Raw genomic sequence first — 12,377 nt, 5'->3', positions numbered from 1 at the left:
AACCAATTTTACACACCTAATCTTTACTTTATCCAATTATAGGTTCAAATTAACTAATAAAAGTAAAAAATTACTGATTACAATTCTTGCTTCTTTCACTCCATTACCGATTTAGCAGCTCGATTTCACTCCTATCGGAAAAAATTAACAAAACATATATGCAATGTACTTTTTACAATAAAAAGGCTGCCTCAAAAGTAATCCGTCATGACGATCCACTGAAGATCATCGTGACGGATTACTAAAATTAAGGCAGCCTTTTTTCCTAAAACTTGCTAATTATCTTGGCTAGTTGATCGCGGAGCCGGGTGCAGCTGGCCCATTTGGCATCATCAAGCGCAATGATCCATCTTTATCTTCAGCCATTAGGATCATTCCTTCCGATTCGATTCCCATCATTTTCCTAGGGGCTAAATTTATCAGCATGGTCACTTGCTTTCCAATGAGATCTTCTGGTTTATAATATTCAGAAATGCCACTGAGCACCGTACGCTTGCCAAGCCCTGTATCCACCACCAATTTCAATAGCTTTTTGGATTTTTTCATTTTCTCGGCCTCGAGTACCGTGACCACCCGGAGATCCATCTTGGTAAAATCATCAAAAGCTATGGTGTCTTTCACAGGCTCTACTGGAGTATTTGCTGCTTCATTCTGTTTTTTGGTCTCCAACAGCTTATTTACTTGCTGCTCCACCACGCTGTCTTCCACCTTTTCGAAGAGCAAGGTCGCTTTACCGATGGTCTCCCCTCCTTTCAGGATTTCACTATTACCTGCTTCGGTCCAGTTTACACCGGCTGTTCCTAACATATCAGCCAGCTTCTGCGCAGTGAATGGCAAGAAAGGAGCTGACACCACGCCCAAGTTTGCGGCGATATTCAAGGCAATGTTTAGGACAGTACCTGTTCGGTCTTTATCTTCTTTTATGCTCTTCCAAGGTTCTGTATCGGCCAAGTACTTATTGCCCATACGGGCAAAATCCATTACTAACCCAAGTGCCTCTCTAAACCTGAACTTTTCGATAGAAGCCGCTATTTTATCAGGATAAGCCGCCAAGCCTTCCAAAACTTCCTGGTCATAGGCCGACAGTCCAGCCCTCTCGGGAACTATCCCGTCAAAATACTTATGGGTAAGGACCACTGCCCGATTCACAAAGTTACCATATATGGCTACCAGCTCGGAGTTATTTCTTCCCTGATAATCTTTCCAAGTAAAGTCATTATCCTTCGCTTCCGGAGCATTAGCGGTCAACACGTATCGCAATACATCCTGCTTGCCTGGAAATTCCTTCAAATATTCATGCAGCCACACCGCCCAATTTCGAGAAGTAGAAATCTTTTCTCCTTCAAGGTTCAGGAATTCATTTGCGGGCACATTGTCAGGAAGCACATAATCCCCATGGGTCTTTAGGATAGCCGGAAAGATGATACAGTGAAACACAATATTATCTTTTCCAATAAAATGTACCAATTTGGTATCTTCATCTTTCCAATACGGCTCCCATTCTACGCCCTTCTCTGCAGCCCATTCTTTTGTGGAAGAGATATAGCCAATCGGGGCATCAAACCACACGTACAGCACTTTTCCTTCAGCTCCTTCGACAGGAACGGGTACCCCCCAATCCATATCCCTGGTCATAGACCTGGCCTGAAGGCCATCTCCTGTTTCTAACCACGAGCGGCATTGTCCCAGCACGTTATTTTTCCAGTCCTGCTGATGTTCTTCTAAGATCCACTTTCTTAGAAATCCAGCGTATTTTCCAAGGTCCAAGAACCAATGTTTGGTTTCTTTAAGTACCGGAGAATTCCCACTGAGCTTGGACTTGGGATTGATGAGCTCGGTAGGACTCAGTGACGACCCACACTTTTCACATTGGTCACCATAAGCACCTTCATGGCCACACTTAGGACAAGTCCCTTCGATGTATCGGTCAGCTAAAAACTGGCCCGCCTCTTCATCGTAATATTGCTCGGTGGTCTGCTCCAGAAATTCACCTTGGTCGTAAAGGTCCTTAAAAAACTCCGAAGCAGTTTGATGATGGACGGGAGAACTGGTACGGCTATAATGATCAAAGCTGATTCCGAATTCCTCGAAACTGGCCTTCATGATCCCGTGATAGCGGTCCACAATTTCCTGTGCGCTGACCCCTTCTTTCTTGGCCTTTATGGTAATGGCTACGCCGTGTTCATCAGAACCACCTATATACACCACGTCCTTGCCAAGCGACCGAAGGTAACGTACATAAATATCTGATGGAATATAACAACCCGCCAAATGTCCTATATGCAGGGGACCATTGGCATAAGGTAATGCGGAAGTAACGGTATATCTTTTAAAGTCTCTTTTGCTCATAGGCTGCAAAGATAGGGAAATTTGATTTTTTTACGGGAATAAATCCCCAGGTGATTTGCCTCCTTTGGCGAAATGAAGGTTGGCTACTTCCAGACCTTGCCCATCATCCCTGTGCGGCCACCTTTTTATTGGCTGGAACTTTATAGCTGTCAAATATTTGCGTCCTAATGCTCACCAAGAGTGAAATACACATTCCCATCATGGCGATCACCGCAAAGGACACCTGCAGGTCAAACAGCTCCGCTATAAAACCAATCAATGGAGGCCCCAATAAAAAGCCAAAAAAAGAAATCGTCGACACCAACGCCAAGGAAATGCTTGGCGAATACATCTTGGACCTGCCGGCTATGCTATAAGAAAGAGGAATCACCGAGGCGGTCCCGAAACCTACTAATAAAAACCCTGCCACGGCTGTCCAAAAAGAAGGGTAAACTACCGCTATCAACAAGCCCAGGCAAATCAGCGCCCCAGAAATCCGCAGCATCACAATTTTACTCCATCTATTTGCCAAGGTATCCGAAAAAAACCTTCCAGAGGCCATGGCGGCCATAAAGGTCACATAGCCTAGCGGCACTAAATCCGGGCTCGCCACCACTACCTTCTTCAAATACACTCCGCTCCAATCAAACATACATCCTTCACACATCATCCCAAAAAAACCCACCAAGCCTATCCGAAGCAGTAAGGCATCGGGCTTTTTAAGCGTTAAACCTCCACTCCCGGCTCTCTTCTCTTCTTTGAAAAGCAAATTAAAACTGGACACCAAAATCAAAAGCATGATGCCCGCTACCACCCAATAATGCTGCAGCGGTGCCCAGTCTAGCTTGATCATCAAAGCACCGATACCTGCCCCTGCAAAACCTGCTAAACTCCACAGACCATGAAAGGATGCCAAAATACTTCGGTTATACCCATCTTCCACCAACAGCGCCTGCGTGTTCAGGGAAATGTTCATGATGTTTCCCATCATCCCAAAAATCACCACGGCCACTCCCAGCTGGACCGCTGAGCTTGTAAAGCCAAGACTCAATAAGGATACTGCATAGAGCAAGCTTCCGGTCACGATAACTTTACGGCTACCATACTTATCCACTGCCCATCCGGCCAATGGCAAAGCAATCAACGACCCCAAGGGCATTCCGAGTAGTAATGTCCCCAATTGCCCTTCACTTAAATCAAATAGCTGCTGGAAGTCAGGAATTCGAGATGCCCAAGAAGCAAAGCTCAATCCTGCCAGAAAAAAAAGTCCACTCAGTGCAATCCGTCGTTTCCTCAGTAATTTCATAGGTCGTACTAATAGGTTTGAAACACAAAGTAAAGGACTTTTTCAGCATTAAAAACCTTGATTTTCAAACAAAAAGTGAAGCAATCGATTTCGACGAGTATATTTTTTCAGATTTCCATTACTTTTCGCCTGATTTAGATTTAATTTCCAGAAATCAAACCAAGGGCCATGGAATTTGTCATCGCAGGAATCACCATCATCATCGCTATCTTCATCATCAGAACGGTCTATAAAAAGGTTTTTAAATAGCTGTTTCACTTAATGAAGGGCGCGAAGCCTTCTCTTTCTCCTTCGTCAATTAGGTAATTTATCAGCAAGCTTACCATAGACCCATGTCCCTGCCACTGCACTGATAAAGGTTACGATCACCACCGAATAGCCAATTCCTATTTGGGCGAAAATAGGCCCCGGACAGGCTCCTGTAACCGCCCACCCCAAGCCAAATATAAAGCCTCCGAAAATTTGACCTTTTTTAAATTCCTTGTCTTTAATCACCACTTTCTCTCCTGAAATGGTTTTGATGTCAAACTTTTTGATCAAGAACACAGACAGCATCCCTACGGCCACTGCCGCACCGATCACACCATACATATGAAACGACTGGAGCCTGAACATTTCTTGGATCCTGAACCAGGAAATCACCTCAGCCTTTACCAAGACGATCCCAAAAAACATTCCTACAAACAGGTATTTCAGCAGGGCCAATCCCCTTTCAGTTTTTTTAGCACTCATGTTTATTCTTTTTTAATCGATTTGCTACCTTTTAACAAGGCCTAATGCTCAACTCAAAATCCGGCCAAGCGCATTAAAGTTGGTAATATCAAATGGGTCATGGTAAATCCTCCAAGCATGAAGAAGATGGTGGCCACTACGGATGGCCATTGGAGATTACTGATCCCCATAATGGCATGGCCTGAAGTACAGCCTCCTGCATAACGGGTACCAAAACCGACCATAAACCCTCCCAAAACAAAGAAAATCAAGCCCCTCATTGAGAAAAGATGCTCCCAAGAGAATATTTCAGAAGGCAATAGGTTTTCGAATTTTGTAATCCCCAAAGCCATGAGGTCATGCTGTGTGCTTTCTGCCACGACCATATCCGCCGGATCCGAAAAGACCAGGGCGGCGATCACCCCGCCTAATACAATCCCCGTCACAAATAGCAAATTCCATGACTCTGCCTTCCAATCATACGAAAAGAAGGGGATTTTTGCCGGCATACAGGCGGCGCAAACATGTCGTAAGGAGGAAGAAACACCAAATGACTTATTACCGATCAGTAGCAATACCGGAACGGTGAGGCCAAGCATTGGCCCGGCTACATACCAAGGCCAAGGCTGACTGATCCAATCTATTATATTGTTCATGTTCTTAATTCATTATAATTTAGTAGTCGGGCAGACAAAGTCGGTAAGATCAAAGGATTCTGAATCTTTAATGGCCTTGAACCCGCCTGAAATATCCACAAGGTTTTCATATCCCCTGGCACGCATGATGGACGCAAAAATCATGGAACGGTAGCCCCCTGCACAATGCACAAAATATGTTTTGTCCTTATCCACTTGGCCCATATTTTCGTTGATGTAATCCAACGGACTGTTTTCTGCATCTTTTACATGCTCACTGTCAAATTCACTTTGCTTGCGAACATCTAGGATTTTGGCGTTTGGATTATCCTGAATGGCCTTGGCCACCTCTTTGGGGGCTAAGGAAGTGATGGTATCCACCTCATTCCCTTCGGCTCTCCACGCTTCAAATCCTCCTTCTAAATACCCCAAAGCATGGTCATACCCCACCCTGGCCAATCGAGTAATCACTTCTTCTTCTCTACCTTCTTCAGCGATTACCAGAATCTTTTGCTTCACGTCGGGAATCATCGTCCCCACCCAAACGGCAAAGCTCCCATCAATACCTATGTTTATGGCATTGGGAATAAACCCTTTTGCAAAAACCTGGGGACTTCTTGTGTCGAGCAATATGGCCCCGGTCTCATTGGCCACTGCTTCAAATTCAGCCGGTGAAAGCCCCTTCACGCCTCGTTCCAACACCTCATCGATGCTATCATATCCTTGAATGTTCATCTTGACGTTTTGAGGGAAATAGGCTGGTGGAGGGGTAAGTCCATCAATCAGCTTCTTGACAAACTCCTCTTTGCTCATCTCCTGCAATGCATAATTTGTTTTCTTTTGGTTCCCCAAGGTGTCTGAAGTTTCTTTGCTCATATTTTTACCGCAGGCACTTCCTGCACCGTGTGCAGGATACACCACCAAATCATCTGGTAAAGGCATGATCTTATTGCGCAGCGAATCGTATAAATGCCCTGCTTGCTTCTCCTGCGTCAAGTCCGCGGCCACCTTCTGTGCCAAATCCGGACGCCCCACATCTCCTATAAATAAAGTATCTCCGGTAAAGATCGCCTTGGCATTGCCGGATTCATCGTGCAGCAGGTAACAGGAGCTTTCCATGGTATGACCTGGCGTATGCAGCAATTTGATTTTCACATCGCCGATAGTGAATTCTTGCTCATCTTCCCCTACAATCGCTTCAAAACCCAACTCCGCATCAGTAGGACCAAAAACAATCTTTGCACCTGTTTTCTGAGCCAAGTCTTTATGCCCTGACACAAAATCAGCATGAAAATGGGTCTCAAAGACATACTTGATCACGGCATCGTTTCGCTTTGCTTTTTCAATGTACGGCTCCACTTCACGTAGTGGATCGATGATGGCCGCCTCCCCATTGGACTCAATGTAGTAGGCTCCTTGCGCCAAACATCCCGTATAGATTTGTTCGATTTTCATTTCTAGTTCTTAGTTATATTTGCGGTTGATTTCTTTATAATGCTTATTAAGTGCTTACCAGTTCCTAATGGTAAATATTACTACTAAATTAAGGCAACAAAAGTACTTTGTCAGTGACTTCCATCACATAAGCCCCTAGTTAACCGAATGCGAGTTCTCTGATCAAAATATACCCCCCCATCAGCAACACAAACCAGCCAAAGGCCTTTTTCAGTGCAGATTCATTTACTTTTCGGGAAAGCTTTCCACCCATAAAGATCCCGACAATGCTCAATCCTGTAAAGATCAAAAGAAAGCTCCAATCGATATCCTGTGAGATGAGGTCTCCGGTAAAACCCAGCAACGACTTTATCCCAATGATCAACAGGGAAGTTCCTACCGCCATTCGCATGGGAAGTTTGGCGATTAGCACCAATGCCGGAATGATCAAAAAACCACCTCCAGCTCCTACGATACCTGTAATACTGCCCTCCACTAACCCTTGTAGGGCAATGAGAGGATAATTAAGGGTTTTAGCTTTGCTGTCAGGTGTCAGCTTGGTTCCATTCTTGATCATCGAATAAGCCGCCAGCAACATGATTGCGGCAAAGAAAACCATGATCGCCAAATTCTTGGATACGGTAAAGCCTCCCAAGGCAAACAAGACTTCCGGCAAGGCATGTACCACATATTTCCGCATTAGGAAAATGGCCAAGAAGGAAGGCAAAGCAAACACCAAAGCAATTCGGTAGGATACTTTTCCTCGTTTCAGATAGCTCCCAGCACCTACCAAGGAGGTACTTCCGACCACAAAAAGGGAATAAGCCGTCGCCAGGACTGGCTCTATCCCCAACAGGTAAACCAAAATGGGTACCGTCAAGATAGACCCTCCCCCTCCGATCATCCCTAGACTAATGCCAATCAATATCGCCCCTCCAAAGCCTATAAGTGAATTTATTTCCATGCGATTGTTACTCTTTGCTTAAACTTCTACAAAACTAACCTATCCCACCATACTGCGCAGTGACTTTTGTTACATTAAGATTAATCTGCTTCCACTTTCTGTTGAGATTATACTGCAATGTTATTATATTTAGTATGATAGGCTATTAATACCAAAAAATGAAATTACTGGTTGGTACTGACTTTTCTGAAAACGCCCAAAACGCAATGGATTTCGCACTGCAATTGGCCAAAGCCCATAACAGTTCGATTACGCTCCTGTTTGCTTACACCCCTGTGTACGATTTTGCAGCGCAGACGGCTGAGTACATTACCACGGTCGAACAGCAAGCTACAAAGGAATTAAAATCCTTAACGAAGAAATGTAAAAAAGAAGGAATTGAGATCGATTATCTTATCGAGCAAACAACCCCTTCTTCGGCCATATGTTCGGTAGCAGACAGGGAATCGTTTGACTTAATCATTTTGGGCAGCCAAGGAAAAAGTGACTTCCCTTCAAAAATATTTGGCTCTACCACTTCCGAGGTCATTCGGTTGAGCAGCACTCCAGTGCTTACTGTTCCAGCAGGTGCCGCCTTCAAGGCGATGGACAATATTTCCCTGGCCATGGAGCTTAACAGGGAAGACATCGTCTTTTTAGGACAGCTGATTGCCCTCACCCGTCATTATCGGCTCCCTTATCAGATCATTTACATCAAAAAAGACGAAGATTCCCTCCCGGAAATGCCTTTTTCAGAGTTGTCAATGTATTTAAAAGACCGTTTTCCTGAGCTGGTCATTAGCTTTGACACCTTGGCTGCAGACCGGGTGGATGAAGGCCTGAAGCAATACACCCAACAACACCCCAGAACCATGCTATCCATGTTTTCGAAACATCAAGGGTTCTTTGACTATCTTTTCAGGACCAGCCACTGTGCGGACATGGCCCTCCACACTACAGTTCCTTTATTGGTCTTAAAATCAAAAAAATTCTAACCCCTACTGAAGCTTCCTTCACACCTCAGCCAATTCTTCAAAATCATCCCGGATGAAGATCTTGTTCCGGCCCAATTCAATCCACTTTTTCTTTTCCAATTGTTTCAAAAGCCTGGAAATCACTTCCCGTGAAGTCCCTAGCTCGTTGGCTATTTCTTGATGGGTAATGGAAAGGGCTGTCGTATCATTCTTTTTCATTTTGGTCACCAGGTACCTTGCCAGTCGCTGGTCCATTTTCAAAAACGCTACCGAATCCAGGACCTTCAGCATTTCCTGAAAACGCTTTTGATACGTGGCCGTGACAAAATCCTTCCACTGCTTGTACTGCTCATACCACTGCTCATGATACTGCACAGGAACCAGGAGCACTTTGGTATCTTCTTCTACTATTGCCTTGATCTCACTGGCCTTGCCAGCCTCACAACACGTCAACGACAACGCGCACGTCTCCCCAGGATACAAGTAATATAAAAACAACTCTTTGCCCTCGTCGTCCATCCGCAACACCTTAATTGCTCCCTCCAACACAATCGGTACCGTCTTGATAAACTTCCCCGGCTCCATGATCGTCTTACCGGCTGCAATGTTCATTACCGTTCCTTGACGTTCCATTTCATCCAGCAGATGAACATCTGTAATGGTCGGCACTCTTGCATTGATCCTTTTTTCTTCCATGACCCTTTACTTAACGATTCCCCATACTTTTTCACCATCCTGCACATCCCGTAACACCGTGCTCCCTGCGCCTATCACACAATTTTCTCCCACCGTAACACCGGGAAGCAAAGTACTACCTGCTCCTATCAAGGTTCCCTTTCCGACTTGCACATCCCCGCAAAGGCCTGTTTGCGGTCCAATATGCACAAAATCTCCTATCCGACAGTCATGATCCACAGAAGCGCCGGTATTGATGATGGCATGGGCTCCGATTATGGCATCCGGTTGGATTACCGCACCGGCCATCACTGCAGTACCCTCTGCTATCTCAGCATAGTTACTGACCATGGCATTTCGGTGGATTGCCTTGCCGAAAATCACTTCCTTCGCTATCCTGGAGACCACTAGTTCCCGAAGCCTGTTATCCCCAATACTCACCAACACATAATTACTGTCGCGCTTCACTCCACCCCACCGAAACACAGGGTAGCCTAAACACGCCCCTACAGAAGGATCATCGTCAAACAACCCGTGAATCAATTCCCCTTGGCTTTCCAAATTTGAGATCACCACTTTCGCGTGACCAGATGCCCCAAACAAATACATGCTAGCTATAATTCTAATTTAATATCGTTAAAGATAGGAAGTTTTATATTACACCGGGAAGTCTACCAACGTAAAAACCACCACTGATTTTTATTAATTAACACAACAATATTTTCGAAAAAGGAAAGGAAGAGAAAGTTTTTATATTCGATAACCTAACAAACTTTAAATTTACCAAATAACCTGACCGAGCCCCCACTAAAAAACTAATGGCTTTTCTTTCATCTTTTAATCTTATATATTTAAACCTTGTCTAGAAATAAAATCTTTTAAGCTAATAATAAATGTAATCATGAAAAGAAGGGACTTTATGAAAACCGGTGGCGTTGTCTTAGGCGGATCCCTACTCCCTTACCAGCTTGCAAACGCTTTTCGTACCAACACCGACAAAGGCCCCATTAAAATAGGCATCATTGGCTGTGGAGACAGAGGGAAAGGACTGATGCACGTCATGTCTGGAATGCCAGAACAGTTTGAGATAGTGGCCATCTGTGACAACATGGACTTTAGACTTGACCAAACCCGCAAAGCATTCCCAAGCCTTCAAGCCAAATCCTATAAAAACTACCAAGACCTCGTAGACCATCCTGACATTTCAGCGGTGGCCATTGCGACGCCGCTGAACATGCACTTTGCTCCAGCCAAGGCCGCCCTCCAAGCCGGGAAACATGTCTATCTCGAAAAAACGATGACGTATGACATCCCCGAGGCAATGGAACTGATCGAATTGGTAAAAAAGAATCCCGATCTTACCCTGCAAGTGGGCCATCAATACCGGTATACTCCGCTATATTACAAGGTAAAGGACATGATCCAATCAGGCTATATGGGCAAGATTACCCAAATCGACTCCCGCTGGGACAGAAACTGGAACTGGAAACGACCAGTCCCCGAGCCATCATTAGAGCGAATCATCAACTGGAGGATGTACAAGGAATATTCCGGAGGCTTGCCTGCCGAATTGCTATCCCACCAAATAGACTTCATCAACTGGGCATTTGAAACCCATCCAGACACCATCATTGGAACCGGCGGAATTGACAATTACCACGACGGGAGGGAAACCTATGACAATGTACAGTTGCTGCTGAGATATGAGAAAGAAGGCATGATCGGGAATTTTGGTGCCACCTGCAGTAATGCCAGAGAAGGATATTCATTCTCCATCAAGGGCACCCAAGGAACGGTAGAATTATTAATGAACGAGGGTTATTTTTATCCTGAAGAGGAGCGAATGGAAGAACTCCAGATCGTCGACGGCGTTTCTGGTGCCACCAAGCTCACTTGGAAGGAAGGCAAAGGTATTCCGATACTGGAAGAAAAAACCAAAGACGGAACCTGGTATGCATTCAATGACTTTTATAAATCCATCCTAAACAAGGAATACCCCGCCTCCAATGTCATCAGCGGTGCTACCACTGCTACTTGCATTCACCTGGCCAACCATTCCTTATTCCACAAAACCATCGAAGACTGGAAACCGGCATACAATTATGAATAAAATCCCAAGGGCTCTTTAATTGCTATTCCAAAAGCACTCCCAATCAAAGCCATCCACCACAACGGATGGCTTTGGTGTTTTCTATATATTTAACCGTCATGTACAAAAGAGGATCAAGCCATATTTCTAGGGGGGATGAATGTGGACATGTTCTTATGACTGAAAATTTCAAACCGTTAAAAATGATGGTTTTCCTCTATCCGCACGAATGGGTTTTAGCGGAAAGTTGTGGGGAATAGGACAGTCAATGCGGCTAAAACAGAAAACGTTGGATGGGCAAATCTACCAGGGGCCTCACCCATGGCTAAGAATGTGTCGCCCCTTTGGGACGTTGTGGCATGTTTATTTATCCGTGATTTTGCCATTAAGTAAAACTGGCAGTCCCCAACTTTTCCGCTTGGCCCATAAAATATCATCCAATCAATCGGCAATTTTCAGACATCACTTTATACAAAAAAACTATAATCCATGTATTATAAACAGAGTGGAAAATCAGAGGATGTTGTTCATGAGTGATAAGCATTATTTTTTGAGCACCTGGCAGGAGAAATTTTAGCAAAGGAATTTTCATAAGGGGCAAGAATTATCCGTGCCGCTGACATTTTGTAAAAGGATCAATTTTCCTAAGCATCCTGAGACAAATTGAGGCTGTACCCAGGACACTTGGCGCGGACACGCCCTGTCCATACGAAGTTTAATAGGCGAGCAAAACCGCCCGATATTCATCCGCCTTCGATCGAGGCTTCACCGTTCAGATGAATGCCTCCAAACTCCAAAGATGACTCCATGACTTCCAGCGCACCCAAAACAATTTCTTAACAATGGGTTAACAAAAACTTTTTCATGATCATCTACACGCCACCAAACCGATCGAGACGCCAAAAAAAACCTTAAAACACTAAAAAACTGACACTTACACTCAAAAGGGTCAAAACACACGGTATATCAATTAACTAAATTGCAAAAACCAATAAAATCGGTTTAAAAAAAGGTCTATATTTTAACTTTTTATGCATTAAGCAGAAAAACCGGTTTAAAAAAAGACAAAAAAAAGAGGAATCCTTGCAGAGATTCCTCGAATGGGTTTATTTTAACTGACTAACAGCCGTATATATTTTGGAAAAAAGGAACTTAATCCTCGTTTTTAGAACCAAAACTTCTTTAAACTTAGTAAAAATATTTTTGATAACAATAAAAAGCCAAAAATAATTTCCCCGATCAATCGTTCGGTTTCTTAATCTAGAACTCTTTTTTCTTCTGT

At 44.3% G+C, this 12,377-nt stretch carries 10 protein-coding genes; 2 read left to right on the top strand and 8 right to left on the bottom strand.

Annotation, left to right across the window (positions count from 1 at the left end; all coding sequences use genetic code 11):
• Positions 1-288: 288 nt before the first annotated feature.
• The 6 genes from metG to ECHVI_RS11175 all read right to left on the bottom strand — a co-directional run bounded on the left by metG (position 289) and on the right by ECHVI_RS11175 (position 7,378).
• A complete protein-coding gene (metG, locus tag ECHVI_RS11200; protein WP_015266103.1) occupies positions 289-2,349 on the bottom strand; it encodes a methionine--tRNA ligase in 2,061 nt (686 codons plus the stop codon).
• A 103-nt stretch (positions 2,350-2,452) separates the two neighbouring features.
• Entirely contained in the window at positions 2,453-3,634 is a 1,182-nt protein-coding gene (locus tag ECHVI_RS11195) for an MFS transporter (RefSeq protein WP_015266102.1), read from the bottom strand.
• 294 nt (positions 3,635-3,928) lie between these two features.
• Positions 3,929-4,366, bottom strand: coding sequence for a DUF6691 family protein (locus ECHVI_RS11190; RefSeq protein WP_015266101.1), 438 nt, complete (start codon positions 4,364-4,366; stop codon positions 3,929-3,931).
• Positions 4,367-4,419: 53 nt separating this feature from the next.
• Positions 4,420-5,001: a YeeE/YedE family protein gene (locus ECHVI_RS11185; protein ID WP_015266100.1), complete on the bottom strand. Its 582-nt coding sequence runs from the start codon at positions 4,999-5,001 to the stop codon at positions 4,420-4,422.
• Positions 5,002-5,013: 12 nt separating this feature from the next.
• Positions 5,014-6,435, bottom strand: coding sequence for an MBL fold metallo-hydrolase (locus ECHVI_RS11180; RefSeq protein ID WP_015266099.1), 1,422 nt, complete (start codon positions 6,433-6,435; stop codon positions 5,014-5,016).
• A 139-nt stretch (positions 6,436-6,574) separates the two neighbouring features.
• Positions 6,575-7,378 carry a sulfite exporter TauE/SafE family protein gene (locus ECHVI_RS11175; RefSeq protein ID WP_015266098.1) on the bottom strand — a complete coding sequence of 268 codons (804 nt, stop codon included), beginning with the start codon at positions 7,376-7,378 and terminating at the stop codon, positions 6,575-6,577.
• A 158-nt stretch (positions 7,379-7,536) separates the two neighbouring features.
• On the opposite strand from ECHVI_RS11175, the gene ECHVI_RS11170 reads away from it, so the two are divergent.
• The gene (locus tag ECHVI_RS11170) at positions 7,537-8,352 is read left to right on the top strand and encodes a universal stress protein (RefSeq protein ID WP_015266097.1); all 816 of its coding nucleotides are present in this window, start codon (positions 7,537-7,539) and stop codon (positions 8,350-8,352) included.
• Positions 8,353-8,370: 18 nt separating this feature from the next.
• On the opposite strand, the gene ECHVI_RS11165 is transcribed toward ECHVI_RS11170, so the two are convergent.
• The gene (locus ECHVI_RS11165) at positions 8,371-9,027 is read right to left on the bottom strand and encodes a Crp/Fnr family transcriptional regulator (RefSeq protein WP_015266096.1); all 657 of its coding nucleotides are present in this window, start codon (positions 9,025-9,027) and stop codon (positions 8,371-8,373) included.
• Between the two features lie 6 nt (positions 9,028-9,033).
• Positions 9,034-9,615, bottom strand: a complete 582-nt coding sequence (locus tag ECHVI_RS11160) for an acetyltransferase (RefSeq protein ID WP_015266095.1) — start codon at positions 9,613-9,615, stop codon at positions 9,034-9,036.
• A gap of 292 nt (positions 9,616-9,907) precedes the next feature.
• Here ECHVI_RS11160 and ECHVI_RS11155 point away from each other — a divergent pair, with 292 nt between their 5' ends.
• Positions 9,908-11,116, top strand: coding sequence for a Gfo/Idh/MocA family protein (locus ECHVI_RS11155; protein ID WP_015266094.1), 1,209 nt, complete (start codon positions 9,908-9,910; stop codon positions 11,114-11,116).
• The last annotated feature ends 1,261 nt before the right edge of the window (positions 11,117-12,377 follow it).

Origin of the sequence: Echinicola vietnamensis DSM 17526, assembly GCF_000325705.1 — a bacterium.
GTDB classification, from domain to species: Bacteria; Bacteroidota; Bacteroidia; order Cytophagales; family Cyclobacteriaceae; genus Echinicola; species Echinicola vietnamensis.
This window is presented reverse-complemented; position numbering and strand designations above follow the sequence as displayed.